Annotated in this window: 25 protein-coding genes and 1 tRNA gene; 9 read left to right on the top strand and 17 right to left on the bottom strand. The window is 35.6% G+C overall.

The features are described 5' to 3' along the window. Positions 1 to 13: 13 nt before the first annotated feature. The 9 genes from BUA89_RS11150 to BUA89_RS11185 form a co-directional block, all read right to left on the bottom strand. The gene (locus BUA89_RS11150; RefSeq protein WP_378158951.1) at positions 14 to 742 is read right to left on the bottom strand and encodes a hypothetical protein; all 729 of its coding nucleotides are present in this window, start codon (positions 740 to 742) and stop codon (positions 14 to 16) included. A 135-nt stretch (positions 743 to 877) separates the two neighbouring features. Next, on the bottom strand, positions 878 to 2,236 hold the full coding sequence (gene nuoF / locus BUA89_RS11155; RefSeq protein WP_072957437.1) for an NADH-quinone oxidoreductase subunit NuoF: 1,359 nt from the start codon (positions 2,234 to 2,236) through the stop codon (positions 878 to 880). Positions 2,237 to 2,327: 91 nt separating this feature from the next. Then, entirely contained in the window at positions 2,328 to 2,837 is a 510-nt protein-coding gene (locus BUA89_RS11160; protein WP_072957958.1) for an NADH-quinone oxidoreductase subunit NuoE family protein, read from the bottom strand. Positions 2,838 to 2,939: 102 nt separating this feature from the next. Next, positions 2,940 to 4,163: an NADH dehydrogenase (quinone) subunit D gene (gene nuoD / locus BUA89_RS11165; protein ID WP_072957440.1), complete on the bottom strand. Its 1,224-nt coding sequence runs from the start codon at positions 4,161 to 4,163 to the stop codon at positions 2,940 to 2,942. A gap of 46 nt (positions 4,164 to 4,209) precedes the next feature. Then, the gene (locus BUA89_RS11170) at positions 4,210 to 4,704 is read right to left on the bottom strand and encodes an NADH-quinone oxidoreductase subunit C (protein ID WP_072957443.1); all 495 of its coding nucleotides are present in this window, start codon (positions 4,702 to 4,704) and stop codon (positions 4,210 to 4,212) included. Positions 4,705 to 4,709: 5 nt separating this feature from the next. Further along, positions 4,710 to 5,270 carry an NADH-quinone oxidoreductase subunit B gene (locus BUA89_RS11175; protein ID WP_047397471.1) on the bottom strand — a complete coding sequence of 187 codons (561 nt, stop codon included), beginning with the start codon at positions 5,268 to 5,270 and terminating at the stop codon, positions 4,710 to 4,712. Positions 5,271 to 5,373: 103 nt separating this feature from the next. Next, positions 5,374 to 5,745 carry an NADH-quinone oxidoreductase subunit A gene (locus tag BUA89_RS11180; RefSeq protein ID WP_072957447.1) on the bottom strand — a complete coding sequence of 124 codons (372 nt, stop codon included), beginning with the start codon at positions 5,743 to 5,745 and terminating at the stop codon, positions 5,374 to 5,376. 121 nt (positions 5,746 to 5,866) lie between these two features. Next, a complete protein-coding gene (locus tag BUA89_RS23130) occupies positions 5,867 to 6,043 on the bottom strand; it encodes a hypothetical protein (RefSeq protein ID WP_178362456.1) in 177 nt (58 codons plus the stop codon). A 44-nt stretch (positions 6,044 to 6,087) separates the two neighbouring features. Continuing rightward, on the bottom strand, positions 6,088 to 7,215 hold the full coding sequence (locus tag BUA89_RS11185; protein WP_072957450.1) for a GNAT family N-acetyltransferase: 1,128 nt from the start codon (positions 7,213 to 7,215) through the stop codon (positions 6,088 to 6,090). A gap of 105 nt (positions 7,216 to 7,320) precedes the next feature. On the opposite strand from BUA89_RS11185, the gene BUA89_RS11190 reads away from it, so the two are divergent. Continuing rightward, positions 7,321 to 8,010 carry a zinc metallopeptidase gene (locus tag BUA89_RS11190; protein ID WP_072957452.1) on the top strand — a complete coding sequence of 230 codons (690 nt, stop codon included), beginning with the start codon at positions 7,321 to 7,323 and terminating at the stop codon, positions 8,008 to 8,010. An 86-nt stretch (positions 8,011 to 8,096) separates the two neighbouring features. Beyond that, complete coding sequence (locus tag BUA89_RS11195) at positions 8,097 to 9,254, top strand: hypothetical protein (RefSeq protein WP_072957453.1); 1,158 nt, start codon at positions 8,097 to 8,099, stop codon at positions 9,252 to 9,254. A gap of 8 nt (positions 9,255 to 9,262) precedes the next feature. Here BUA89_RS11195 and BUA89_RS11200 read toward each other — a convergent pair whose 3' ends face one another. The 8 genes from BUA89_RS11200 to rbfA form a co-directional block, all read right to left on the bottom strand. Further along, the gene (locus BUA89_RS11200) at positions 9,263 to 9,859 is read right to left on the bottom strand and encodes an IMPACT family protein (RefSeq protein ID WP_072957456.1); all 597 of its coding nucleotides are present in this window, start codon (positions 9,857 to 9,859) and stop codon (positions 9,263 to 9,265) included. A 238-nt stretch (positions 9,860 to 10,097) separates the two neighbouring features. Next, complete coding sequence (locus BUA89_RS23565; RefSeq protein ID WP_143152328.1) at positions 10,098 to 10,280, bottom strand: bacteriocin-like protein; 183 nt, start codon at positions 10,278 to 10,280, stop codon at positions 10,098 to 10,100. Between the two features lie 101 nt (positions 10,281 to 10,381). Next, on the bottom strand, positions 10,382 to 11,413 hold the full coding sequence (gene ribD, locus BUA89_RS11205) for a bifunctional diaminohydroxyphosphoribosylaminopyrimidine deaminase/5-amino-6-(5-phosphoribosylamino)uracil reductase RibD (protein ID WP_072957458.1): 1,032 nt from the start codon (positions 11,411 to 11,413) through the stop codon (positions 10,382 to 10,384). Positions 11,414 to 11,474: 61 nt separating this feature from the next. Continuing rightward, positions 11,475 to 13,280 (bottom strand): DUF349 domain-containing protein, encoded by a 1,806-nt coding sequence (locus tag BUA89_RS11210; RefSeq protein WP_072957461.1) that lies wholly within the window; start codon positions 13,278 to 13,280, stop codon positions 11,475 to 11,477. A 76-nt stretch (positions 13,281 to 13,356) separates the two neighbouring features. Further along, entirely contained in the window at positions 13,357 to 14,094 is a 738-nt protein-coding gene (locus tag BUA89_RS11215) for a shikimate dehydrogenase family protein (RefSeq protein ID WP_072957464.1), read from the bottom strand. A gap of 62 nt (positions 14,095 to 14,156) precedes the next feature. Beyond that, positions 14,157 to 15,959: an endonuclease gene (locus BUA89_RS11220; protein WP_072957466.1), complete on the bottom strand. Its 1,803-nt coding sequence runs from the start codon at positions 15,957 to 15,959 to the stop codon at positions 14,157 to 14,159. A 49-nt stretch (positions 15,960 to 16,008) separates the two neighbouring features. Beyond that, positions 16,009 to 17,214 (bottom strand): ABC transporter permease, encoded by a 1,206-nt coding sequence (locus BUA89_RS11225; protein ID WP_072957469.1) that lies wholly within the window; start codon positions 17,212 to 17,214, stop codon positions 16,009 to 16,011. Between the two features lie 3 nt (positions 17,215 to 17,217). Then, positions 17,218 to 17,577, bottom strand: a complete 360-nt coding sequence (gene rbfA, locus BUA89_RS11230; RefSeq protein ID WP_072957473.1) for a 30S ribosome-binding factor RbfA — start codon at positions 17,575 to 17,577, stop codon at positions 17,218 to 17,220. A 92-nt stretch (positions 17,578 to 17,669) separates the two neighbouring features. Here rbfA and mce point away from each other — a divergent pair, with 92 nt between their 5' ends. From mce to BUA89_RS11270, 7 genes are all read left to right on the top strand, one after another. After that, a complete protein-coding gene (mce, locus tag BUA89_RS11235) occupies positions 17,670 to 18,068 on the top strand; it encodes a methylmalonyl-CoA epimerase (protein WP_072957477.1) in 399 nt (132 codons plus the stop codon). 62 nt (positions 18,069 to 18,130) lie between these two features. Then, positions 18,131 to 18,204, top strand: a tRNA-Ile gene (locus BUA89_RS11240). A 218-nt stretch (positions 18,205 to 18,422) separates the two neighbouring features. Next, the gene (gene map / locus BUA89_RS11245; protein WP_072957480.1) at positions 18,423 to 19,187 is read left to right on the top strand and encodes a type I methionyl aminopeptidase; all 765 of its coding nucleotides are present in this window, start codon (positions 18,423 to 18,425) and stop codon (positions 19,185 to 19,187) included. Positions 19,188 to 19,344: 157 nt separating this feature from the next. Continuing rightward, positions 19,345 to 22,491 (top strand): VIT domain-containing protein, encoded by a 3,147-nt coding sequence (locus BUA89_RS11250; RefSeq protein WP_072957484.1) that lies wholly within the window; start codon positions 19,345 to 19,347, stop codon positions 22,489 to 22,491. A 465-nt stretch (positions 22,492 to 22,956) separates the two neighbouring features. Further along, positions 22,957 to 23,289, top strand: coding sequence for a 7(1) septoil knot domain-containing protein (locus BUA89_RS11255; protein WP_072957963.1), 333 nt, complete (start codon positions 22,957 to 22,959; stop codon positions 23,287 to 23,289). A gap of 286 nt (positions 23,290 to 23,575) precedes the next feature. After that, positions 23,576 to 24,172 (top strand): Crp/Fnr family transcriptional regulator, encoded by a 597-nt coding sequence (locus tag BUA89_RS11260; protein ID WP_072957487.1) that lies wholly within the window; start codon positions 23,576 to 23,578, stop codon positions 24,170 to 24,172. A 603-nt stretch (positions 24,173 to 24,775) separates the two neighbouring features. Further along, a complete protein-coding gene (locus BUA89_RS11270; RefSeq protein WP_228420555.1) occupies positions 24,776 to 26,551 on the top strand; it encodes a chloride channel protein in 1,776 nt (591 codons plus the stop codon). Positions 26,552 to 26,623 lie beyond the last annotated feature (72 nt).

Genomic DNA, 26,623 nt, shown 5'->3' on the forward strand with positions numbered 1-26,623 from the left:
CTTTAGCTATATTTTAATTATACTTTTTTGTATTAAATGTATATCCGATTCCAAAGTTGAATTGCGCATATACAAAATCCTGAGAAGCCTTATCAGGTTTGTTGTTTAAAGTAGTTTTGATATCCGGCATATTGATATAGCCAAATTTACCTTCCACTCTTGCCATTATATGCTTCCAAAAAACGAAATTGATATTCGTTCTGGCATCCGCACCAAATCCTGCTATATGGTATCTGTCGCTTCTTTCGTTTCCAAATAATTTTACATTAGATTTAGGAAACATTACTCCAGCACCACCTCCGTAAGCCCAAAAAATATCAAAATTCTTTTTGCTTAGCAGATTATTATATTTTTCAAGCCCCAAATTCACATAGTTCAAACCATCGGTATGCTCGAAGGTAAGAAATTGCTCATCCGTAACATCTACCTTTCCGTTTTGTACCATTGATGCATATTTAGGATCCGAAATATTTCCGTTAAAATCAATTACTTGATTTTGATCCATCACATATTTCATATGATCCTGAGCAACCACTAAAGCCAGATTATCTTTAATAAAGTAAGCTAATCTGAAATTAAACTGAGGAATAGAAAGCCTTGTAGGATCTATATATGCCATGCTTAATTCTGATGGTCTGTCATGTGCTACAACATTATTTAATGTAAAATCATAGCCATTACCTCTAAATCTGATATCAGATTTGCTAAAACCAGCTCTGTTCCAACCCCAAAAAACAAACATTGCTCCTTTTTTGAAGCTGGGTTTTGCTGCTCTGATTCCATCTCCAAGTTCTACAGTTTTATTAGGATTTTGCTCTTGTCCAAAAATAAAATTTGACAACAATAATCCTACAGCAATAAACTTCTTCATTGATAATTAAGCATTATTTTCAACAGCAGGAATTGGATCTGCATAATGTGCTAATCCGTAATTTTGAGTTTGTGACAACTCTGGGTTTTTAATATGCCATTCGAACTCATCTCTGAAGTGACGAATAGCCGCTGCAACAGGCCAAGCTGCTGCATCACCCAATGGACAAATCGTGTTTCCTTCGATTTTTCTCTGGATATCCCAAAGCAAATCGATATCTTCCATTTTTCCTTCTCCTTTCTCGATTTTCTTTAAAATCTTGTACATCCATCCCGTTCCTTCACGGCAAGGAGTACATTGTCCGCAACTTTCGTGATTATAGAATCTCGCCAAAGTCATGGTGTGTTCTACGATACACTGGTCTTCATCTAACACGATGAAACCTCCTGAACCCATCATTGTTCCGGTAGCGAAACCACCGTCTGCTAATGATTCATAGTTCATGTATCTTGGTTCTCCGTTTACGGTTTTTAATAATAAATTAGCAGGAACGATCGGAACTGAGCTTCCTCCAGGGATACAAGCTTTTAATCTTTTTCCGTCTTTAATTCCTCCGCAATATTCTTCAGAGTAGATAAATTCTTCAACAGTGATGGTCATGTCGATTTCATAAACTCCAGGTTTGTTGATGTTTCCACAAGCAGAAATTAATTTTGTTCCTGTAGATCTTCCCACTCCGATTTTAGCATATTCAGCTCCTGTAATATCAATAATTGGAACAATTGCCGCGATAGATTCAACGTTGTTTACAACCGTTGGTCTTTCCCAAAGTCCTTTTACAGCAGGGAATGGCGGTTTAAGTCTAGGGTTTCCTCTTTTACCTTCAAGAGATTCTAGCAATGCAGTTTCTTCACCGCAGATATAGGCTCCACCACCTCTCTGAACGTAGATTTCCAAGTCGAAACCGGTTCCTAAAATATTTTTACCTAAAAATCCTGCTGCTTTAGCTTCTTCAATCGCTTCTTCTAAAATATCAGGAATCCAGGAATATTCTCCACGGATATAGATATAAGAAACGTTTGAGCCTAAACAGTAAGATGAAATCAACATTCCTTCAATCAATAAATGAGGAAGAAACTCCATCAGATATCTGTCTTTGAAAGTTCCCGGTTCAGATTCATCGGCATTCACAACCAAATGTCTTGGAACGCCTTCCGGTTTTGCCAAAAAGCTCCATTTCATCCCCGTCGGAAATCCAGCTCCACCACGTCCACGAAGTCCTGAAACCTTTACTTCTTCAAGAATTTCGTCCGGTGTCATTTTCAAGGCTTTTTCAGCTGCTGTGTAACCTCCCTGTTTACGGTATGTTTCAAAGTAGCGGATACCTTCTATATGTGCGTCTTTAAGTAAAAGTTTTTTACTCATTGTTATATGCTTTTGGCGAATGGCTACACTACACTTCGGCAAGCTCAGTGTGACAGCTTTTGCGCCTTTTTTAATTAGTTTAAAATTTATTTTAGTCTAAAGCGATTTGTCCTTCTCTGCAAAGATCTAGGATTTCGTCAACTTTTTCTATCGTTAAATTTTCGTGAAAGAATTTTCCTAACTGCATCATCGGAGCATATCCACAAGCACCCAAACATTCTGCAGGCTTTAGTGTGAACATTCCGTCTTCCGTAGTTTGTCCGTCTTTAATGTTCAGTTTAGTTCTGATATGATCAAGGATTTTTTCGCTTCCGCAAACCATGCAAGGTCCCGTTCTGCAAACTTCCAAAACATATTTACCAACCGGCTTCATGTTGAACATCGTATAAAAAGTAGCTACTTCATATACTTCAATTGGCTTAATACTTAATAATTCAGCAACATAATCCATCACAGGAACGTCTAACCATCCTCCGAATTCTTTTTGTGCCAAGTGAAGTACAGGAAGAAGGGCAGATTTTTGTCTTCCTTCAGGATATCTTGCGATAATTTTGTGTACCTGTGCTAAACTTTCCGGTTTAAAAGCTATTGTTTCGCTCATTTTATTTTGTTGTAAAATGTACATTGTACAAAGTACAAAGTATTTATTAACTATTTATATTTTCAAGTACATTGTACATCCTACATTGTACTTTTTACAATTTTATGCGTCTAATTCTCCCGCAATAATATTCATACTACACATCGTTACGATCGCATCAGAAATTACAGAACCTGTAATCATCTCAGGATATGCCTGGTAGTAGATAAAACATGGTCTTCTGAAGTGCAGTCTGTAAGGACTTCTTCCACCATCACTCACCAAATAGAATCCTAATTCTCCGTTTCCACCTTCTACAGCGTGGTAAACTTCACCTTTAGGCACATCAGTTTCTCCCATTACAATTTTGAAATGGTAAATCAAAGCTTCCATTTTTTGATAAACATCAGCCTTTTCAGGAAGATAGAAATCAGGAACATCCGCGTGGAACGGCCCCTCAGGAAGATTTTCGTATGCTTGTTTGATGATTTTAATGGATTCCCAGATCTCTTGTTGACGAACCATGAAACGGTCGTAAGTATCTCCTGATGTTCCCACAGGAATAATAAAGTCGAAATCTTGGTAAGAAGAATAAGGTTGTGCAACTCTCACGTCATAATCTACACCTGTCGCACGTAAGTTTGGACCTGTGAAACCATAGCTTAGCGCTCTTTCTGCAGAAATTGCTCCTGCTCCGATGGTTCTGTCCATGAAAATTCTGTTTCTTTCTAATAAAGTACAGAATTCTTTGAATCTTGGTGGGAAAGTTTTAAGGAAATCCTTTAATAACTCATGGAATTTTGGAGTGAAATCTCTTTCAAAACCTCCGATTCTTCCCATATTTGTAGTCATTCTCGCGCCACAGATCTGCTCGTACATATCATAAATACGTTCTCTTTCGATGAACATATAAGTAAGACCAGTAATTGCTCCGGAGTCCATCCCGGTTACACCATTACAGATAAGGTGGTCACCGATTCTTGCTAATTCCATTAAAATGACACGCATATAATCTACACGCTTTGGAACTTCAACTCCGATTAGCTTCTCCACTGTCATGTGCCAACCTAAATTGTTAATGGGTGCAGAACAGTAATTCATACGGTCGGTAAGGGTGGTGATCTGAGAATAGTTTCTTCTTTCAGAAATTTTCTCAAATGCTCTGTGGATATACCCTACAGTTTGCTCTGCGTGAAGGATTCTTTCTCCGTCCATCGTTAAGATATTCTGGAAAATCCCGTGCGTTGCAGGGTGGGTTGGTCCTAAATTGAGGGTGTATAACTGTCCGTCAATCTGCTCCTTACTGTCGTACTGGTTTAGTATATTAGATAATGAGTTATCTTTCATAATGTTTGCTTTTAGCTATTTGCTTTTGGCTAATTGCCTTCCGCTATTATCTTCCGAACATGCTATCGTTCTTGTCGGTTCTTGTTCCGTCTTCCAAACGATATTCCTTCAACATTGGGTGGTATCCAAGATCTTCCATATTTAAGATAGGTCTAAGATCAGGATGTCCTTTAAATTTAATTCCGTAGAAATCATATGTTTCTCTTTCCATCCAGTTGGCTCCTGCGTATAATTCCACTAAAGAATCCACTTCGATATTTTCTCTGGACATAAAGATTTTCAGACGCAATCTGAAGTTCGTCATCATGTTATGTAAATGATAAACTACTCCGATTTCCTTCTCAGGATATTCGGGGTAATGGATTCCACAAATATCTGTAAGGAAATTGATTTCTAATGATGAATCTTTAAGGTAATGAACGATTTTCTTCAAATCTTCTTTTTTTACCTCAATTGTCAGCATACCATACGGCTCAGAGCTCGCGATGACAGACTCCGGAAATTCTCTTGTGATTGCTTCTAATACAAATTCGTTTGTCATTTCCGTTAGTTGCTTATGTTGTAAGAATCTAATAGTTTCTGGTATTCAGGCATATCTCTTCTTCTGATGCTTTCACTTTCTGCCAAAGCCTGAACCTGCATTACGCCTTCGATAATCTGCTCCGGTCTTGGAGGACACCCCGGAACGTAAACGTCCACAGGAATAATTTTATCGATACCCTGTAATACAGAATACGTATCAAAAATACCACCGCTGGAAGCACAAGCTCCCACTGCTACAACCCATTTCGGCTCTGCCATCTGAGTGTACACTTCTTTTAGGACTGGTCCTAATTTCTTAGATATAGTTCCGCAAACCATCAGCATATCTGCCTGTCTTGGTGAGAAAGAGTTTCTTTCCATACCAAATCTTGAAGCATCATACGTCGGGTTCAGGGTAGCCATAAACTCGATACCACAACAAGAGGTTGCAAAAGGCAACGGCCAAAGCGAAAACTTTCTGGCCATCCCGATTACACTGCTCAGTTTCGTTGCGAAAAACCCTTCTCCTTCAAATCCTTCCGGAGCAGGTGCATCTGTTCTTATTACTGGTTTGTTATCTGACATTTTAGTAGATTTTAGATTTTAAATTTTAGATTCTAAATTATTGTTAATGTTAACCTTAATTAAAAATCACCATCTAAAATTTTAATTTAAAATTTATAATTCCTTATTTATCCCAATCTAATGCGCCGCGTTTCCAGACATAGAAAAATGCCATGAAGAAAATTGCCACAAAGGTAAGTACTGCCAAGAATCCTTCCATTCCGAATTCTCTGAAGTTGACTGCATATGGATAAAAAAATACGATTTCAATATCGAATAGTACGAATAATACCGCTGTCAAAAAGTATTTGATGGAAAACGGCGTTCTTGCATTTCCTTCTACCGGGACACCGCATTCCCAGCTTTGGTTTTTCACAGAATCTCCTTTTTTCTGTTTTGGCCCTAAAAAATGCGCTCCAAGCAAAGAAACGGCTACGAATGCCACCGCAACACCTGCTTGTAATAGGATTGGAATATAACTTTCAGGTAAATTCATTTTTGCATTATTATCTCAATTTGCAAATTTAGCGAATAAACAAGAAAGCATGAAATTTATCAGCTTAAAAGTGGCTTGAAAATGGATAAAACGTATAATTTAGAATCATTAAAAATAAAGCTTATTTTTTCATTTTTCTAAGGAGAGAATACGCCATGAAGGAAATATATGCAAAAAGAATACTTCCATAGAATATATTCACCGCTGTATTTGTTCTGTCATCTGCCAGCTGAAAAAATAAATTGTAAATAATAAATCCGGCAATTAAAATCCCGAAAATGATAAGTTGTGGTCTCATATTCTTAAAACTTACAGATAAGTCTAATTTTTTGATGATGAAATTTATTTAATTTCCATCGAATAGGTTCTTCTTCTTTTATGATTTACGGGGTTATAATCCTGCCATAAAAGCTGAATACTCTTGTTTTCCTCCAGTTCAGGATTTGTTTCCAGGTATTTAACTCCTTTTTTCTTGAAAACATCCCAGATTTCCTTAAAAATAATAGAGGTAACGCCTCGTCTCTGATAATCGGGATGAATTCCGATCAGATAAAAATTAGCCCGGTCATTCTTCTTTCCGGCCTGTAAAAAATGCCACCATCCAAACGGAAGCAGTTTTCCTTTGGATTTCTGTAAAGCTTTTGAATAGGAAGGCATTGTAATGGCAAAAGAAATAAGGTGATTATTTTCGTCCACAATACAAATGATAAAGTCTTTGTTTAAAAGTGGAAAGTATTTTTCTTTATATGTTTTTCTTTGCTCATCCGAAATAGGAGTGTAGGTGGAAAGATGCTTATAGGTTTCGTCCAAAAGATCAAACATGGCATCTGCATAAGGCAGAATTTCTTCTTTTTTCTTAAATCTCAACACCTTCAGCTTATATTTTTCTGAAATTAAAGCGTTGAATTTATGAATCTTTTCTGGCAGGAACTCGGGAAACATGATTTCAAATTCTACCCATTCTTTTTCTTTTACCAATCCTAATTTTTCAAGATGCTTAGGATAGTATTCATGGTTGTAAATGCCGATCATGGTTGCCAATTTGTCAAAACCCAGGGTCAGCATTCCTGCTTTATCCAGATTGGTAAATCCCATAGGCCCTTCAATTTTGTCAATTTTTTTCTCTCTGGCATAATCAATTGCTGTCTGAATCAATGCTTTGGAAACCTCTTCGTCATCAATAAAATCAATCCACCCGAAACGGACTTTTCTTATTCCCAATTCTTTTTCTTCTTTATGATTGATAATCAATGCGATTCTTCCTGCAAGTTGATCATTTTTATAGGCCAGGAACTGCTTAGCTTCAGAATATTTCAGAGCAGGGTTTTCGCCAGACTTCCATATATTGATTTCGTCATTGATAAATGACGGAACATAATTCTGATTGTTCTTATACAAATCCATCGGAAATCTTACGAATTGCATTAGCTGACCCGCAGTTTTTACTTCAATTACTGAAACTTTTGACATAGTGTTTAAGGGGTAATTAGTAAGCAAATATAAATATTTAAATACAATACTTTGGCATAGTTTTTACATCTTGTAGGGTAAAAATTATTATTAAATATACATAAAATGGGTGGTTATTATCTTATTATTATCATATCACTGGCTGTGAGCTGGTATGTCTCATGGAAATTGAAATCGAAATTTGAATATTATTCCAAAGTACACCTTAGAAACGGACTTTCCGGAAAAGAAGTGGCAGAAAAAATGTTGAGGGATAACGGGATTAATGATGTGCAGGTAATTTCAGTTCCGGGACAGTTAACAGATCATTATAATCCTGAAAATAAAACAGTAAATCTTTCCGAAGCTGTTTACATGCAGCGTAATGCGGCAGCAGCGGCGGTTGCTGCCCACGAATGCGGCCACGCCGTTCAGCATAAAGTGGGGTATTCTATGTTGCAGCTCAGATCGAAATTGGTTCCGGTTGTAAGTATCAGTTCAAATCTGATGCAGTTTGTGATCATGGGAGGTATTCTGGTAATGGCGATGAGTGGAAATAAATTGATCTTAATGATTGGAGTTATCATGTTTGCTTTAACGACATTATTTGCTTTTATAACGCTTCCTGTGGAATATGATGCGAGTAATCGTGCGATGAAGTGGCTGAAAGATACAGGAACCGTCACTTCGGAAGAATTTGTTGGGGTTCAGGACAGTTTAAGATGGGCTGCAAGGACTTATTTAGTAGCAGCATTAGGTTCATTAGCACAGCTTCTTTACTTTGTGTCTTTATTAATGGGGGGAAGAAGGGATTAATTTAAATATTTATAAAAATATATGGGCATCTCAGACAGTAAGTTTGAGATGCTCTTTTATTCTGTTGAAATAGCTTTATCGGTCCGATGGAATTTAATATTTTTGATAGAAATATTACCAAAAATTCCATGCAGGAAAAAGATGTCTCAAAACAACAAGTTATCTACCTCGTAAAAATGATTGCTTTTTTCTGGCTTATTACCAAGCTGTGGAGTTATAAAACATGGGTTTCTGACAGACTTTATCCGGTAATTCCACCTTTGGATATTTTAAAAAATATTCCTGAGTTTTGGCATCAGATTCTATTTGGATTGTCTCTTTTAAGTTTATTGATAATAATTTGTTTTAAAGAAAATAGAGGAGTATTAATTACCTTGATTCTGTCAGAGCTTTTAAGTTGCGCATTGGACACTGTGAGGTGGCAGCCGTGGGAATACATGTACTTATGTTTTGTACTTATTGTGATCATTAATTTCTATAAGCCTAAAAACATTCTGTTACTAAGCCACCTATTTTTGGTATCCATTTATCTTTTCAGTGGCATTCACAAAATGAACAGAGGTTTTCTCTCCGAGGTTTGGCTGAATATGGTTCTCGTTAATTTTCTTGGGCTTTCCATGGAATTTATTTTAAAATACAAGCTCTTTTTTGCGGGCTTATTCATTCCGATTGTTGAAGTTATTTTGGCAATGTTGCTTCTTGTATCAAAATCAAAAAAAACAATAAGTTACTTTCTGATGTTTATGCATTTCACGATTTTGATATTTATCGGTCCGTTTGGCTTGAAATACAATTCTGTGATCTGGCCTTGGAACTTAGCAATGATATTTATTCTCATGATTGTTTATTTAAAACCAATCAATTCTTTAGACAAAAAAGTTTTTGTGTATCATTGGTATTGGATGGTTCTGTGGTTTGTGATGCCTCTTTTCAGTTTTTTTGGCAGTTGGTATCAGTATTTTTCATTCAGCCTGTATTCAGGAAAGGGGAATTGCATGTATATCTGTGTTTCGGATAAAGAAATGGAATTATCACCTTATTTTACGCCCGATAAAAATAATTTCTGTACAGGATTGAATTGTATTGATTTACAAAACTGGGCGTTGGAAGAAATTAAGTCAGCGCCCATACCGGAAATTGAGATTTACAATAAGATAGGATTATATCTGAAGCATAAATATAAAAGCAGTCACGTGAAAATTATTCTGTACGATCTTCAAAATCAGAAAAGTATAGAGTTGTAATTCTAAACTCAGATTTTGAATTGTACAAACTGTAAGTTGGATAAGGATTCCAAAATTTCCTCTTTATGTTTTAATTTTATTTTGGCTGAGATAAGCGCTTTTTCTTGAGAATCGAAGTTGATGATTTTAGCATCAAATTTTGATAACAGCGTGAAGATCACATTCTGCTGATTAAAATTGAACTGGATTTCAATCTCTATTTCCAGTTCTTTAGTGATAATATGAGCCTCTTCCAAAGTCATTTTTGCCGACTCTTTGTACGCTTTTACCAATCCTGAAACGCCTAGTTTTGTCCCACCATAATACCGGACAGAAATCACCAGAACATTGGTGATCTCGTGAGCCAACAATTGATTATAGATCGGCAACCCGGCACTTCCTGAAGGCTCTCCATCGTCATTAGCACGATAATTCTCACCATTTAAGCCCATTCTGAAGGCATAACAATGATGCGTGGCTTTCGGATGTTCGGTACGGATTTTTTCCAAGGTATTCTTCAGTTCTTCCTCGTTACTCACGGGGAAAGCAAACCCGATAAATTTGCTTCCTTTTTCTTTTAATAAAGTATTTTCTACCGCAGATTCTATCGTCTTAAAACTGAACATATCTTATAAGGAAACGGATGGTTTGAATTTAGAATTAATTTTTCAAAGTTAAAGCTTTTTAAGAAGATTGCATAAAAAAGAGAACGGTAAAGTTCTCTTTAATTTGATGAGCGAAAAATTTTTGTCAAACAAATTTCTTACATAGCACGACTAAATGATTTTATAAATCGCGCTGAATAATATAAGCCGTTTGATGCTGTTTTTCTGACTGTATTTTTCAGTCTCTTATTTAAAATTTTTAAAGTTCTGGCTGTGGTACGGCGCACATTTGTCCAATTGGTATACACTTGCCATAGCAGTCGCGGTGGGTATGAGGATTACACGGGCAGACTTTTGTTCCGTCTATAAGGTAATAGCACCCTTGAATTCCTCCATTTACTGATTTCAATTCCTTCTTTGTTAATTTTCTTAGATTTTTCATGATATATAATTTTTATTTCATCATGAAGTTAGAATATTAATTTCAAAGTATGGTGAAAAATCATCATTAATTTATTATGTTAAATTTTGATTATTAGGTGATTAGATTGTTTTTAATCTGAAGAATTTAATACTATTTCCTCTGAATTCTTCGGTTTTGTAAGGTTTAATATTGCTTAAAACAGGAGCTTTGGTTCCATTCTCAAGCTTTAGATTTTCATTTTTTATGACGATCGCTTCATCCCAAAGATTTCCATCGATAAATTGTTGCAGCGTAAATCTCCCGCCTTCAATAATTACTGACTGAATTTGTTCCTTATACAAAGCTTCCATAAGATCTTGCAGTAAATTTTCTTTATTAATTTTAATAAAATGAATATTATCCTTAACTTCTTCTTTTACAGAATTGATCACAATCGTTTTTGCCTCTTTATTGAAAATGCTGAAATCCTGCGGAACTTTCAGATCAAAATCAATTAAAATTCTTACAGGATTTTCACCGATTACATTTCTCACTGTCAAACTCGGATTATCATTCAACGCAGTTTGTGTTCCGATTAAAATGGCGTGTTCATCGGCTCTTAATTGATGCACAAACTGGTTCACTAAAGAATTTGAAATCGAAGTCGGTTTGAAATCTTTATCTAAAAATCCATCGCCTGATTCTGCCCATTTCAGAATAATGTAAGGCCTTTTCTTTTCATGATAGGTAAAAAATCTTTTGTTTAACTCAATACATTCTTCTTCCAAAACTCCTGAAACCGCTTCAATTCCTGCATCCTGAATTATTTTTTTACCTTTTCCGTTCACTTTATCATGTGAATCCATTGCGCCGATCACTACTTTTTTGAACCCCAATTCTTTAATTTTCAATGCGCATGGCGGAGTTTTTCCGTAATGGGCACAAGGCTCCAAAGAAACATAGATCATAGATTCAGGAATCAAAGACTTGTCCTTAACAGAATTTATGGCGTTGATTTCCGCATGAGGTTCTCCGGCTTTGTGATGATAGCCTTCGCCAATAATTTTGCCATTGTGAACGATTACGCTTCCCACCAAAGGATTGGGATAGGTTTTACCAATGGCTTTCTGCGCCAGTTCAATGCATCTTTTTATATAAAATTCGTCTTGCATACTGAATGAAAAAAGCGAAGTCAAATTGCTTTGCTCCGCCTTTTTAGATTTTAAAATTATTTTATTCTCCAGCGATGATGCTGTGAAGATTTTGTTTTAAAGTTTCCAAATGAGCTTTTTTCTCGTCGATAGAATCGAAAGTATCTTTCAACAATAGATTTTCTCTGGATGGGTTTTTGAAGAATGCCAAATTGTTTTCCAATTTCACGATTTCAGCCTCGAGATCAGAGATCTGGCTCTTTATTTTTCTTGCCTTGTCTGTTAATTGATTTTCAGATAAACCTTCTTCCTTAAGCTCTAACTCATTAATTTTGTTTAATTTCAATTTTTCTCTCAACGTTTTGTTGAATTCTGTATTGATTGAAATTTTATCTCTCGGAACTTTCCCAATGTTGTTCCATGCTGTTTTTATCGCTTCAATTCTTTCGATGCTTCCTTCCTCATTGCTGATGGTTTTGAGTTCTTCAAGAATTGCTTTTTTATTCTTGTAATTTTCTTTCCAGTTGTCAGTCGAAGCATTACTTTTTTCTCTGTAATTGTTGAAGAAAGCGTTGCAGGCATCACGGAATTCATCCCAGATTTTATTCGTCATGCTCTTGGGAACATGCCCGATTTTCTTCCAGTCTTCCTGAAGTTTTTTGAACAACGGAACAGCGATATCCCATTCTTCATTATTGGCATTGTCTTTTGCAGTTTGGATTAATTTTAATTTCTCCTCCAAATTCGCCTGCTGAGAGCCTTTTAAAGATTTGTAATAGGTATTTTTTGTGGTGTTGAAACCTCTTAAAATAGTTTTAAACTCATTCCAGTTCTGGTTCGAAAGTTTTCTCGGAACACTTCCTGTTTTCAAAAATTCAGAACGGAGATCTTCAACTCTTCGGATTGAGTTTTGCCAGTAATTGTGATTAGGATTTTCTACGGGCTCAGAAAGTTTCTTGATTTCAGCAATGATCTGATTTTTCTTTTCAAGATTTTCGTTTTGCTCCGTTTCAATGGCTGCAGAAAGCTCAGATTTTCTTTCGTGGATTTTGTTGGAGATTTCTTTGAATTCTTCCCACGTTTTTTCACGGAATTCCTCAGCAACGGGCTCCGCTTCTTCTTTCCAAAGTTTATGGAGATACTGTAGCTCGTTTAATGCTTTCTGAATAACCGGCTCATGTTCAAGCTGTTTCGCACGTTCGATGATGTGCTGTCTTTTCTCCAGATTATGGCTGTATTCCTGCTCCAAAAATTCTTTATTTAAATCCAGCATCTGATAAAACTGATTCAAGTGGTGGAAATAATTATTATTAAGAATCTTGAATTCTGATTTTGCAACCTGACCTGCCTTAGACCAATCTTCCTTAATTTCTCTGATAGATTTGAAAAGGTTTATTCCCGGTTCTGAGGTGGTATAAAGATGTTTCAGCCTTTCGATGATACTTTGGCGGTATTCCAGATTTTTTTTCTGTTCTTCTTCCTGTCCTTTTTGGTAAGAATCATGCTTTTCTCTGAAAATATTCACCAAAGCTGAAAATTTTGCCTGAGAAGGGTGTTCATAACTAAAGTTTTCAGGAGCATTTCCGGCTTCTACATATTCATGCTTTTTGTCTTCCACTTCATCATGGATGTAATGACTTGCTTTTTCTTTGAGTTGATTGAATTTTTTGAAATCTTCACCTGCATTCGTCGCATTGATGATTTTTTCCATTTCTTTTAATGCATCGGCAAGAGAAATTTCTACTTCTTCGTGCTCTTCTTCATGTTCCGTCTCTTCATTATGGATGTGTTCATCGTTAGATACGACATTTTCTGATGTCTCTTCCTGAGGTACTTCGTTAGGGTTTTTGTTTTCCTCGTTTTCAGAAAGGTTGTTTTCTGTAATCATAGCAAATCGTTTATGTGAGTGGCATTAATATCCTCTAAATATATAGCTAAAAAGCTAAATATAGTACTAATTTATGTTATTTTTTTTGAAAGTTCCAAATTTCCCAAGCTTTTTCTGCTTGTTGTTCAAGCATATAATATCCATTCACTGTTTTTGCCCCTTTTTCGGAAGCATTAATGATGAATTGCGTGTAGTTGGGATTGTAAATTAAATCTATAATTAAATGATCTTTAGAAATCCCATCGAAAGGAAAATGCAGGCAGTCTTCCACATTCGGGAAAGTTCCGACCGGCGTACATTGAATGATCAATTTATGGTTTTCTACAGTTTCTTTATCTAAGTTTTCGTAATTGATTTCTGTAGTTCTGGAAACTGTAACGGATGGAATCTCATGTTTGTCTAAAACATATTTTACTGCTTTTGCAGCACCTCCGTTCCCTAAAATGATCGCAGAATCGTGATGCGTTTTTTTGTGCAGAAGCAGTGTTTTTTCAAACCCGAAAGCATCTGTATTGTAGCCTCTTTTCTTTCCGTTTTCAATTAAAACACAGTTTACGGCACCAATTTTTTCTGCTTCATCACTTAATTCATCCAAATAATCGATGATTTTTTCTTTGTAAGGAATTGTTACATTAAAACCCAGGAGTTCCGGAGTAGAAAAAAGGTTTTCAACTTCATTGATTTCCTTTAAATCAAAAATGTTGTAAGAATATCCCTTCAACATCAGTTTCTGAAATTTATCTTCAAAGTATTTTTTCGAAAAGGAATAGGAAATGTTTCTTCCGATTAAGCCTAATTTTTTATTGGAATCCATAGTATAAAAATAAAAAAAAGACCGGACAAAACCGGTCTTTCGTATAAAATATTTTTTAAGTTTTAGTCTACAATAAATTTAGTAGAGAAAGCATCTGTTTTCAAGATGTAATTTCCTTTTACTAAACCTTTAAGGTTGATTTTGTTAGAATTTTTAAAAGGATTTTCAATCGTTTCAATCAGCTTTCCTGAGAAATCGTAGATCTGAGCCTTTGAAATTTTGCTTAAGTTTTCACCTTTTACAAATAATTCGTTGTTCTTCACAGGATTTGGATAGACCGTGAATCCTGTTTTTTCTTTTGAAGTTTCTGTTGTTGCCAGAGCTCCTGCATAGCAAGTCCAGCTTAGGTCGTCAATAGAAATTCTTTTTCCGCCTAATGGAGAGAGTAGGCTAATAACAATATTACCAGAAATATTTAAATTACTGATGGTGGTTGTTATGTTTGTCGTATTAAAAGGAATAGTCCCGACATTATTTCCATTAATTTGTAGAGTCAGATTTCCTGCTGTATCGGAAAATGGTAATTTTGTAGTAACCGTTAAGCTGCCAATTCCTCCTGAAATTGTAGAGCTTGTAAGGCTTCCGTTTCGGATGTTAATGGCTTTACCATTTATTGTTTGATCAATTCTGGCATCCGTTGCCGTCCATGTTATACTGTTATTAGTCCAAGTTCTTGTATCGTAAGCAGGAGTAGTTGGTGACGTTGGAATAGTTGAGAAATCTTCAGCACCACAACTTCCGCCAACAGGTCCGTCAAGTGTTGTTTCTACTGCATTGTTACTTTGTGGAGATGGGTTTCCGGCAGCATCTTTAGCGATGACATAGAAGGTATATGTTGTAAGAGGTGATAACCCGTTAACAGTCGTTGAAGTGCCTGTAACAGTAGCTTTTAAGATTCCGTTAGCGTAAACTTCATAAGCTGTTACCCCAATATTATCTGTAGCGGCGGTCCAGCTTACAGCAATAGAATTGGAAGTAGGGTTGTTTGCCACAAGGTTTGTAGGAGCCGTTGGTGCCTGTGTATCAATAACCGGAGTTCCCCAGATTTGGTTAACATACTCAGGATGATCGATGTATGGATTTCTGTTGCCCTGGTAAGTATAAGTCGCATTATTTCTTCTAACTTCAGCAGGAGAAACAGGATCTTGTAAATGCCATATAAGAAGCTGGTCGAGTTCCCAATTCTGTAGGCCAGGAAATGCTGATGTTCCTAACATATTTCCTGTACCATTTGCTGAAGTGAAAGTCTCTAATTGAGTTTCATATCTGGTAACAAAATAGAAAATCATTCTAGCAACATCACCTTTGAATGCATCAATAGGTTCGAAAACAGTACCTGTAAATCCTGGGGATGCAGATGTACCTCTTTTAGATCCATTTAGAGAAGTGTAATTTGCTGATCCAACTTTTCCATAAGGGAGGCTTCCTCTTTCGTTATTTACTTTTCCGTCAGTTGCTCTTACGAAATGAGCATCACCTCTCATAGGTAAGCCTTGGTTGAAAAGGCTTTGAGGTACTATATGCTCTCTGTTATAGCAGTCTCCTTCCTGTGAATAGCTACTACCGCACTGGTTGGTTCCATAAGTGAAATTATAAGGGTCGGCCCCGATAGGATTTTCAGAATAAATATCTAAAATGCTACCATCATTTTCATAATCATAATCACGATCAGTTGTTTGGTAGGCTGTCCAGAGATTGTTATAGCTAAGTCCTGGAGTATGTCCTGTGGTAATGATTTGATTTAAAGCAGTTTTAAGGTTGAAACCTGTAAGACCGGCTGCAGCATTGTAATAACCGGCAGGTGCTTGCGCAAATGCATTAAAAAATGCAAATAGAAGCAAAAAAGGGAATAGAGTACGTTTCATTTTTTAAAAATTGGGGCGTAAAGGTACGAAAAAATGAACGGGTATTGTATTAACTTTTAGTAATGTAGTCTTTGCCGATTTTAGAAAAAGCCCAAGAAATACCGAAGCCGAAAAGGGATGCCGTTACGGCAACAATTAAATAATTTTTTTCAACAATCTTTACAGGAAAAGGCAGAATTTCATTGGCTTTAAAGAATTCTGTATACTGCTGGAAATAGCAAAGCCCTGTTCCCAATATCAAACCTGAGATTATACCTAAAGTAACAATAAGAATTCCGGTATAAAAATAAATCTGTCTTAAATGACTCAGGGGTAATCCTAAAGAAATCAAAGATTTTGCCTGTTCTTTTTTATCTAACTGTAAGATAATGATGGCTCCTGCAAGATTAAATGTAGTGATGAAAATAACCAGAGCAAAAATTAAATAAATAAATAATTTTTCGGTATTGATCATTTTCCAGAACGCTGCATTTTCTTCTTCTTTGGTTTTTATTTCAATGTTTTTTCCTAAAGATGAAAGAAGTTGCTGTTTTACGCTGTCTGTATTACTTGGATCCTTAAGCTTAACAACGATTTGATAAGCTGAATGTTCAGGAAGATTTAGAAGCTCTTCCGTAAGCTCTATCGGAGATATAATATAATTGTTTAACTGGTCTTTTCCTCCAAAAATCCCCGTTACCAATATATCCTTTTTATTGTAAATATCTTCTTCTTTATTAATAATCCCGGTTCCCGGCTTAGGCATAAAAACCGTTGCGTAATCAGAATTAGAAGGTACAGGAATAGCCAATCTGTTATTCAAAGAGTTCTCCATTAAAACTTCATTAGAATATTTGAAGCTGGGATAAACACCGTAGAAAACATCTTTATTAATAGGATTTACTTTGATATACGCGGAATCTACACCTCTCAGATAAGCAATATCACCCTTTCCATTGTAATTGATGTATACTTTTTCCTCAATTACTCTTGAAAAGCTGCTGATTTCATTATTACTTTTTAAAATTCTATTGATTTTATCAAAGTCTTTCAAAGTTTTCCCGGAAGTACTTTTAATCGTAAGATCCGCATGGAGATTAGAAATCAGATCTTTATTAAGATCCTCAAGCCCCGAAAAAACTGAAATAATCACAAACATTGCAGTAACGGCAACCGTCATCGCTCCTACAGCCAGCCACGTAATAAATGTAACAGCAGTACTCCCTTTTTTAGCCAAAAGGTATCTCGATGCGATATAAAATGCAATGTTTTTCAAAAGTTATAAAATGGGATTGTCACCTTCTCCTCTTAGTTCTCTGTCTAATTTTTCAACGTCATCAAGAGTGGTGTCTAAGTAGAAATTAAGATTAGGGATTACACGAACCTGTTTTGCCATTTTCTGGCCGATGAAATTTCTGTATGAAGCTTTGTTTTCCTCAATTTCTTTCATCACGGCTTTACGGTGCTCCTGTGGGAATATGCTTAAATAAATTTTGGCAATTCCAAGGTCTGCAGTTACTTTTACGTCCGAAACAGTTACCAAAATGCTTTGTCTGCTATCTGATGCCTGTTTGCGGAAAAGTTCTGCGAAATCTTCCTGTATAATCTGTGCTACTTTTCTTTGTCTGTTACTTTCCATAATTTATGCAAATTTAGTATTTTTGTTTGAATTGATACTTTGAAATTTCGTTGCTGTATCAAATTTACATTTTTAATTTATTGAGTAATTTTATGAAACTAGAACATATCGGTATTGCCGTAAAATCTTTAGGAGTTTCCGATGAACTTTTTACCAAGCTTTTAGGAAAAAAATCTTACAAAAAAGAATCTGTGGAAAGGGAAGGTGTGATAACCTCATTTTATGCTGCCGGAGAAAGCAAAATTGAACTTTTGGAAGCGAGCAAAGAAGAAAGTCCGATATCAAAATTTATAGGTAAAAAAGGTGAAGGGATCCATCATTTGGCTTTTGGAGTTGAAAATATCATTGAAGAAGTGCAAAGACTGAAAAAAGAAGGTTTTGAATTTATTTCTGAAGAGCCGAAAGAAGGTGCTGATAATAAATTGGTTGTCTTCCTACATCCTAAATCTACCAACGGTGTGTTGATAGAACTTTGTCAAGAAAAGCAATAAAAAGTTTTGTAGTGAAAGAAATTTTGCTATTTTTGCAATCACAAAATTTAACCAAGTTTTGAGGTCCTATAGCTCAGTTGGTTAGAGCACCTGACTCATAATCAGGTGGTCCCTGGTTCGAGCCCAGGTGGGACCACAATAAATCAAGCACTTACAATCTGTAGGTGCTTTTGTTTTGTAAGAAAATCAACTTTATGGTAAGCACGAGTGAACTTAACGATAAAAATAATTTCTGTAAAGACTTTCATCAGATAAGAATTATTGTGTTTCATGCTTGAGTTTGTTTCTTAAAGAGATCCGCAAAAACCATAAATATCTTTTCATTATCTTTACAATACAATTAAAAAACAAAAAATGTCTATAACAAACGAAGCTGAATTAATCGGAATGCAGAGAGTCAGTGAAGCTGTTGCTTATACTTTGAGAGAAATGATGAATTACGCTGAGGCTGGGATGACGACGAAGGATCTTGATGAGTTCGGAGAGAAGATCCTTTCCGGTTTTGGGGCAAAGTCGGCACCACATCTTACTTACGGCTTTCCGGGATGGACCTGTATTAGTGTTGATAATGAATTTTGCCATGGCATTCCCTCCGATCATCGGGTTTTAAAGGAAGGAGATTTAATTAATATTGATGTCTCGGCGGAACTTGAAGGATTTTGGGCAGATAACGGAGGTTCATTTGTCATCGGAAAAGACATCAATCAGCATCAGAAACTGGTAGAAGCATCAAAAGATATTTTGAAAAAGGCGATTAATACGATAAAAGGCGGTGTGAAAATAGCAGACATTGGTTTCATCATGGAAACGGAAGCTAAGAAAAGAGGTTTTAAGGTCATCAAAAATCTTGGCGGGCATGGTGTTGGGCGAAGCCTTCACGAACAGCCGGACGAATTGATGAATTACAGAAACCGTTTCGACACAAGAAGGTTCAAAAAGAATTCTGTGGTAGCAATTGAAACATTTATTTCGACTGATTCCAATATCGCTGTGGAGCTGAATGACGGTTGGACCATGGTAGGAAACAAAGGCGGTTATATGGCGCAACATGAGCATACGATTGTGGTTACCGACGGAAAACCCATTATTTTAACTGAAATGAATAATATTTTAAATTAATTTTTAAAATATTCCTGTCAATATATCAGCTACTTACAGATAAGGTGAGTGGCTTTTTTATTTTTAAATTCAAAAAAAATATATTTTTTCCAACCCTTTTTCAAAATCTGACATCTTGATACATAGAAACATTTGTTGAACCTCAAATTCTGTTTTTATGAAAAATTTATATATAAAGATCTTTCTGTTTTTCCCGATGCTTTGCTTCGCACAGATTCCTACTATTGAAACGGGAGACGGAAAGGGCGGATATGAAAAGAATAATCAGGTTGTCCTGCAGAAACTCAATATCGAAACCAAAATTACCGGGAGAATTTCTACCAATATTGTAACCATGGTTTTTAAAAACTATTCAAACCGACTGCGAGAAGGAAGAGTAACTTTCCCGCTTCCGGAGGGGGTGAATGCGAGCGGTTATGCTTTGGATATCAACGGAAAGCTACGAAATGCCGTGCCTGTAGAAAAAGAAAAAGCCAGGGAGGTTTACGAAACCATCAAAAAAAGGAATATCGATCCCGGAATTCTGGAAAAAGTAGAAGGTAATAATTTCAGGACAACAATTTATCCGATCAATGCCAATGGCGGAGAACGAACGGTTCAAATCACGTATAATTATGAATTGAAGAAATCCGGGAATTCTTATGAATATTTTTTGCCATTGAACTACACTTCAGAAATTCCTGAATTTAATATTAAAACAACTGTTTTTCAGAGTACAAATCCTCCACAATTGGAAGAAAAACCGGACGGAAATTTTGATTTTGTGAAAAATGGAAACGTCTGGGTTGCCGAAACACACAGAACAAAATACAGACCCGGAAATAATTTAAAAATCAATTTTCCTCAGAATAACGACAGTCAAAGTGTTTTGATTCAGAAAGCTTTGGGTGACTCGTCTTATTTTCTTGCAAATATCGCAGTTAATTCAAATGAAAGAGCCAAAAAACTTACTAATAAACTGGCAATTGTCTGGGATAATTCCTTGAGTGGAAAAAAGCGGGATCATTCTAAAGAGTTAAGTTTGTTGGAAGAATATTTTAAAACGAATAATAATCTAAATGTAAAAATTTATTTCCTTAACAACACTTTTGAAGAAGGGCAGGCTTTTAAAATTAATGATGGAAACTGGAACGAATTAAAAGCTTATTTATTAAAAACAACCTACGACGGAGGAACAGATTTCGGCCAATTGAAATCTATAAGAGAAGATGAGATTTTATTCTTCACAGACGGATTGTCTTCTTTTGGAGAATTGAAATTAAGCTGGAACAAACCAACTTACACGATTTCTTCTTCTAATAATGTGAATTTTAATCAATTGAAATTCATCAGCAATAAAACAGGCGGAGAATTTTTAAACTTAAGCGAAAATGATCCTAAAAAAGAAGTGAAAAAGCTTTTGTCCCAACCTTTGAAATTTTTAGGGATTGAAAACAATGCTCAGCTTTCTGAAATATATCCTTCTTTAACACAAACGGTTTCTCAGGATTTTTTACTGACAGGGATTTTAAAGGGAAATCAGACAACGGTAAAAGCAAAATTCGGGTATGGAAATGAAGTGACAGAAACAAAAGTCATTACTTTAAATTCGAACGAACAGACAATTAAAGATTGGGAAATTTCAAAATTCTGGGCTCAAAAGAAACTGAACGAACTGGAAATTTTTGAGAAAGAAAATAAAAATGATATTAAAAGTTTAAGCAAACAATTCGGCTTGGTAAGCAACAATATGAGCTTAATGGTGTTGGAAAATGTGGAAGATTATGTTCGGTATGATATTGCTCCGCCCGCAGAATTGAGAACTCAGTTCAATGAAATCGTAAAAAACAACAGAGCTGCAAAAGATGAACGTGTAAAAGATTTGATGAATGATGCCGAAAGAATGACACAAAATCTTAAAGAATGGTGGAAAAAAGAATATAATCAAAAACAAAAATCAAAACGTTATCCGGAACCCGATTATGATCCTGGAAGAATGGATTCTGCAACAGGAAGAAGAATTAGGATTGAAGAAGTTGTTATAACAGGAGTTGCTCAGGAAGGAGTGAAAGCGCCTGTTTATACTCCGCCACCAGTTGCAAATGCTGCCCCGCCTGCGCAGGTACAGGCTGATAAAGCTGTAGAAATTAATGCATCTTCAGATCGTCAGTCTAATGAGATAGAGGAAGTGGTAATGTATGGTTTCAATAAGGTTGTAAGAAAAGAAGCGCAAACTTCTTCCTCAGTAAGCGCCACTTCTGAGCCACTGATTGCATCGAATAACTCTGTTCGGGTTCTTGAAGGCAGAACTCAGGGAATAGCAGTGAATTCCGGATGGGCTTCGCAAACGGATTCAGTGAGAACTCAGGAAATTTCGGAGGTGGTGAGTTCAGGAAGAATCAACATGATTGAGGTACAATCGGACGCTGATTACATGAAGCTTTTTGAATCGGTAAAAAATGCAGAAACAATTTATCAGATTTATCTTAAAAACAGAAACGATTACGAAAACCTGCCTCAGTATTATTTTGATGTCGCCCAGCTGCTTTTTAAAAATAATGATAAAAAATCGGGGATAAAAGTATTAAGTTCGATTGCAGATCTTGATATTGAAAATGAGGAACTGTACAAATTATTGGCGTATAAATTAAAGCAGGCTGAAGCATATGAAAAAGAACTTTTCGTTACTCAGAAAGTATTGGAATGGCGGCCTTTTGATCCTCAAAGCTACAGAGATTATGCATTGGCTTTGGAAGATAACGGACAATATCAGCTGGCTTTGGATAATTTATATAAAGTTCTTACACAATCTTATACGAGAGAACTGGCAGATCGTGATGATGGAATTGAGGAAACAGTCATCATGGAAATCAATGAACTCATCAGTAAATACAGAAATAAACTCGATCTTAAGCAGATTAATCCAAAAATTATTACAGATCTTCCGGTAAACATCCGAGTGGTCATCAACTGGAATAAAGATGACACTGATATTGATCTTTGGGTAACCGATCCTAATAACGAGCGATGCTACTACAGTCACCCGGAAACTGAAATCGGAGGAAGGCTGAGTAATGATTTCACGAGAGGTTTCGGCCCCGAACAGTTTTTACTTAAAAAAGCGATCAAAGGCAAATATAAAATCCAGACCAATTTCTTTGGAGAAAGACAGGTAGGAATTGCCGGGCCAACGGCTATTATGGCCGAAGTATACATCAATTATGCAACCGGCAGACAGGAAAGAAAAATAGTTGTATTCCAGAATCAGAAAGAAAATGAACGAGGCGGTGACAACGGAATCCTGATCGGGGAATTTGAGTTTTAATTAAAACCATAAACTTGTTTAAACTTTTTATTTAACCACAAAAGACACAAAAGATTTAGATAATGTGTTTAAAGTTTATCATTAAATTGACATAAAAAGAACACATAAGTTTAAAAAAAATCTTTGATTTTTATTCTTTTGAGAGCTTTTATTATCTGATAATAGCTGGAAGAATATCTTTTGTGCCTTTTGTGGTTAAATTTAAAATTAGTTTAAACAGACTTTTAATCATAAAAAATAGGTTGTTAAAAATTTCAAAGTATTTTTCAACCTTTACTGTTAAGAAAAAAATGTTCTACGATTTAGAAACATAAAGATGAGGGTAAAAACACAATAAATTTGAATGTGGAGATGTTAATTTAGTCTATGTATTATGAAGATTGAGGTGGGAGCGTCTGCGTAATGGCAGGCGCTTTCTTATTTTATATGATATTCGTATCTTTTGAAGGATTAAAAGCAAAACAAATGAAACAGATTTTTATTATTTCGGGCATGCTTTTAGGGTTGCAACTAAGTGCCCAGAAAGTTTTTTCCACCCAATATGCCAGTCAGGCAGAGCTTAAGGTTTTTGTATGCCGCTATGAAAGTCAGGCAGACCTCAAAGTTTATAAAGTACAATACGGCAGCCAGGCAGAAGGAAATGAAGGCAGATGGTTTTTTACCCAATATGGAAGTCAGGCCCAAAAGAAAATCTATTTCACAGACACCGAAAGTTCTGCGGATCTCAAAATATTCTTCGTCAAATATTCGAGTTCTGCGGGATGGAGGAATAATGCTAAAAAACATTTGATGTATTAAAGATTTCCTATGTTTTCCAATGGGACACAATGCCAAGTTATGATGGATAATATTACAGATCAATACTTTCTAGCCTTCCAGAAGTATTTTCAAAAGGAAGAAAACCTACAGCCGATACTCCTTGTATCAATCTAATCGGACTCCGTTTGCATTGAATTAAGAAGAGGTAAATTGCTTTTTTATTTTGCATTAAATTTATAATAAAGAGACTTTCAAGTCGTTTATCATACCACATTTATATGATTTTCAAGAATATTATATTATTTTTAAGAAATCAAATGAATTTATGGTAATAAAAGAAGATTTACTCCTTCAATACGGTGGTGAAACTTTACAGTATCGCCCTAATGATTTCATTTTTAAAGAAGGTTCCCATGCAAAGTACTATCTTCAGATAAAATCTGGTACTGTTAAAATGAGTGTAGCCAATATGAGCGGAAAAGAGCTTTTGTATGGCTTACCCTATGAAGGTCACTGTATTGCGGAATCTTATTTATTTACAGATCTAAAATATCCGTTTAATGCTATAGCCATTTCAGACTGCGAAATTATAAGATTGGAAAAATATAAATTGATGAGTCTGCTTGAAAATACACCGGAGTTATTATTATCCCTGTATGCCTATACTGCCAAAAGAATACATTATAAAAATCTTATACTTGCAACACTTGGGATTTCAAGTTCAGTAGATCGGCTCACTATACTGCTTGATTATATTAAGGGGTTTTATACGGATCAGAATAGAGAACGGTTTCAGATTCCATATACAAGGCAGCAGCTCGCTTCATTATCAGGATTGAATATTGAGACCGTAATAAGAGCAATAAAAAAAATGGAATCTCAGAATTTATTACAAATCATCAACGGTAAAATATACTATTAAATATAAATTACTTTTTATTTTCGAAAATTATAAGAGATCCTAAAACAGATTTCTTAAATAATCGATGATGATCATAATACAACTAAAATGATTCAATGTATATTAGAGATAACCATATTAGCAGTGTTTCTACAAAATACAGATTTTTTGAAAGTTTTTTTAACAGAGTTCCTGTTTGGAATGTAAGAGGAGCCAGTAGTCGGTTAATCAACATATATTGTTTAATGAAATCCGTTCTGCATTTTAATTTGTTTTTCGTCGCTTCGAGTAGATTTTTGAAAAAAATCGTATCGAGAAGTTTGTAATTTTGAAAATCAATTTGTTCTCGATACATTTTTTCTTCACTTTGTTACGGAAAAACACTTGGACTGACGGGCCTAATACCAAAATTTTGCAAAATGCACAACGGTTTTTTAATGAAGTAAAATTATAACGTGATATTTCTAGATAATGCGTCCTTAATTTGACACCTTGAAAATAAATTTTGTAAATTGACGGTCATTATCAATCCGTTTCCGGAAACAATCAGGTCTTATGAAAATTCACAACAGGAAAAAGTATCTCAGTTTTTTAAAATTTAAAAGGGATTTTCAAAACTTTGGTTTGGAAAAAGCACGCAGTTATGAACTGATACTTCATTGGCTGAATAACAGATTAAGCCGAAACCAGTTTCTTGTATTATCGGGAATTTTGGTAGGATGCACAGCCGGCTTGGCAGGTGTTTTACTGAAAACCCTAGTTCATAATATTCATCATTTTATTACCACGAAAGTTCATTTCGAATATCAGATTCTTTTTTATATTATTTTTCCTTTTTTGGGAATTGTGTTAACGACGCTTATTGTTTTAACAATATTTAAAGGGCAGGACAGAAAAGGGATCGGTGCGATTTTATATGAAGTAGCACAAAATTCAAGTATTGTTTCTTCGGTGAAAATGTATTCACAGATTGTTCAGAGTGCGGTTACGGTTGGGCTCGGCGGTTCTGCTGGTCTTGAAAGTCCGATTGCGGTAACGGGAGCAGCAATTGGCTCTAATTACGCACAAACGTACCGATTAAGTTATAAAGAAAGAACCTTATTATTGGCCGCAGGAGCCACTGCGGGAATTGCCTCAGCGTTTAATGCGCCCATAGCAGGAATTATGTTTGCCTTTGAAATTTTGTTAACGGGGGTTGTTTTTACAGATTTTATTCCTTTGGTGGTAGCTGCAGTGTGTGGGAGTCTGTTGTCGAGAATATTGTTGCAGGAAGATGTACTTTTCAGGTTTTATACAAGAGAAGCCTTTAATTATAAAAATGTTCCGTATTACCTGATTTTAGGGATTGTAACAGGATTATACGCAAGATATTTTGTGGTGATCTCTCAGAAAGTTGAGCATTTTATTAAAGAATTAAAGCTGTCTCGTTTAAGAAAGGCAATGTTTGGCGGTGCAGTTTTATCTTTACTTTGTGTGCTTTTTCCGCCTTTGTTTGGGGAAGGGTATGAAACCGTTAAAGCTTTTACAAATGGCGATACCCATAGAATTATTGAAAACAGTTTTTTCAGATATTTTGAAATTAAAAATTTTACCATTATCATCTTTTTGGTTCTCGTTCTTTTACTGAAAGCTTTTGCGACATCGTTTACGATTTTCAGTGGAGGAAACGGCGGTAATTTTGCCCCTTCACTTTTTGCAGGCGGAACGGTAGGGTATTTATTTGCAATTATCTGTCAACAGATCGGCTTTACGGAAGTTCCGGTGACCAATCTTGTTTTGGTAGGAATGGCCGGGGCAATGAGCGGTGTAATGTATGCGCCGTTAACAGCCATTTTCCTGATCGCAGAATCCAGTTTCGGGTATGATCTTTTTATTCCTCTAATGATCGTTTCTATTATATCTTATTTAATTGCAAAATGGTTCTCACCTATCTCTCCGGAACTGAAATCATTGGCAGATCAGGGAAAGATTTTCACCAATAAACATGATAAAAATATATTGTTTTCATTAAAAACAGATGAATTTATCGATCGATATTCTCAGACAGTTCATGAAAATGCACCTATTACAGAATTATTTGATAGGGTAAAAAATGGAGACAAAAATATTTTTGCCATCACCGATGAAAAGAAAAAACTGAGAGGAATTTTAACATTAGATGATATAAGGCCTTATCTTTTCACGAATGATGAGGTTTCGGTAACCATTGCTCAGATTATGAAAGCTCCTCCGGCGGTTATCCATCCTGAAGATCAGCCACTGAATATTCTTCAAACTTTCGATGATACAGGAGTCTGGAATTTACCTGTTGTAGATAACAATAATCAATTTATCGGGTTTATTTCTAAATCTTCTATATTAATGAGCTACAGACAACTCTTGAAAGAATATTCCAGTTAATGAGTTTTTTACAAATGTCTCCATGCTAATCATCAAAAATCACCTTTGTTATGGAGCATCACAGAGATGAAA

Source organism: Chryseobacterium arachidis (assembly GCF_900129245.1).
Taxonomy (GTDB): Bacteria; Bacteroidota; Bacteroidia; order Flavobacteriales; family Weeksellaceae; genus Chryseobacterium; species Chryseobacterium arachidis.

What these genes read in the sequence shown, in the direction of transcription:
- BUA89_RS11175 (WP_047397471.1), bottom strand. Translation starts at nt 5,270, where the DNA reads ATGTCAGATAACAAACCAGTAATAAGAACAGATGCACCTGCTCCGGAA.
- mce (WP_072957477.1), top strand. Translation starts at nt 17,670, where the DNA reads ATGAAACTAGAACATATCGGTATTGCCGTAAAATCTTTAGGAGTTTCC.
- BUA89_RS11170 (WP_072957443.1), bottom strand. Translation starts at nt 4,704, where the DNA reads ATGACAAACGAATTTGTATTAGAAGCAATCACAAGAGAATTTCCGGAG.
- BUA89_RS11185 (WP_072957450.1), bottom strand. Translation starts at nt 7,215, where the DNA reads ATGTCAAAAGTTTCAGTAATTGAAGTAAAAACTGCGGGTCAGCTAATG.
- BUA89_RS11220 (WP_072957466.1), bottom strand. Translation starts at nt 15,959, where the DNA reads ATGAAACGTACTCTATTCCCTTTTTTGCTTCTATTTGCATTTTTTAAT.
- BUA89_RS23130 (WP_178362456.1), bottom strand. Translation starts at nt 6,043, where the DNA reads ATGAGACCACAACTTATCATTTTCGGGATTTTAATTGCCGGATTTATT.
- BUA89_RS11255 (WP_072957963.1), top strand. Translation starts at nt 22,957, where the DNA reads ATGAAACAGATTTTTATTATTTCGGGCATGCTTTTAGGGTTGCAACTA.
- nuoD (WP_072957440.1), bottom strand. Translation starts at nt 4,163, where the DNA reads ATGAAAGATAACTCATTATCTAATATACTAAACCAGTACGACAGTAAG.
- rbfA (WP_072957473.1), bottom strand. Translation starts at nt 17,577, where the DNA reads ATGGAAAGTAACAGACAAAGAAAAGTAGCACAGATTATACAGGAAGAT.
- BUA89_RS11190 (WP_072957452.1), top strand. Translation starts at nt 7,321, where the DNA reads ATGGGTGGTTATTATCTTATTATTATCATATCACTGGCTGTGAGCTGG.
- BUA89_RS11210 (WP_072957461.1), bottom strand. Translation starts at nt 13,280, where the DNA reads ATGATTACAGAAAACAACCTTTCTGAAAACGAGGAAAACAAAAACCCT.
- BUA89_RS11180 (WP_072957447.1), bottom strand. Translation starts at nt 5,745, where the DNA reads ATGAATTTACCTGAAAGTTATATTCCAATCCTATTACAAGCAGGTGTT.
- BUA89_RS11150 (WP_378158951.1), bottom strand. Translation starts at nt 742, where the DNA reads ATGTTTGTTTTTTGGGGTTGGAACAGAGCTGGTTTTAGCAAATCTGAT.
- BUA89_RS11215 (WP_072957464.1), bottom strand. Translation starts at nt 14,094, where the DNA reads ATGGATTCCAATAAAAAATTAGGCTTAATCGGAAGAAACATTTCCTAT.
- BUA89_RS23565 (WP_143152328.1), bottom strand. Translation starts at nt 10,280, where the DNA reads ATGAAAAATCTAAGAAAATTAACAAAGAAGGAATTGAAATCAGTAAAT.
- BUA89_RS11195 (WP_072957453.1), top strand. Translation starts at nt 8,097, where the DNA reads ATGGAATTTAATATTTTTGATAGAAATATTACCAAAAATTCCATGCAG.
- BUA89_RS11250 (WP_072957484.1), top strand. Translation starts at nt 19,345, where the DNA reads ATGAAAAATTTATATATAAAGATCTTTCTGTTTTTCCCGATGCTTTGC.
- BUA89_RS11200 (WP_072957456.1), bottom strand. Translation starts at nt 9,859, where the DNA reads ATGTTCAGTTTTAAGACGATAGAATCTGCGGTAGAAAATACTTTATTA.
- map (WP_072957480.1), top strand. Translation starts at nt 18,423, where the DNA reads ATGTCTATAACAAACGAAGCTGAATTAATCGGAATGCAGAGAGTCAGT.
- nuoF (WP_072957437.1), bottom strand. Translation starts at nt 2,236, where the DNA reads ATGAGTAAAAAACTTTTACTTAAAGACGCACATATAGAAGGTATCCGC.
- BUA89_RS11160 (WP_072957958.1), bottom strand. Translation starts at nt 2,837, where the DNA reads ATGAGCGAAACAATAGCTTTTAAACCGGAAAGTTTAGCACAGGTACAC.
- BUA89_RS11260 (WP_072957487.1), top strand. Translation starts at nt 23,576, where the DNA reads ATGGTAATAAAAGAAGATTTACTCCTTCAATACGGTGGTGAAACTTTA.
- ribD (WP_072957458.1), bottom strand. Translation starts at nt 11,413, where the DNA reads ATGCAAGACGAATTTTATATAAAAAGATGCATTGAACTGGCGCAGAAA.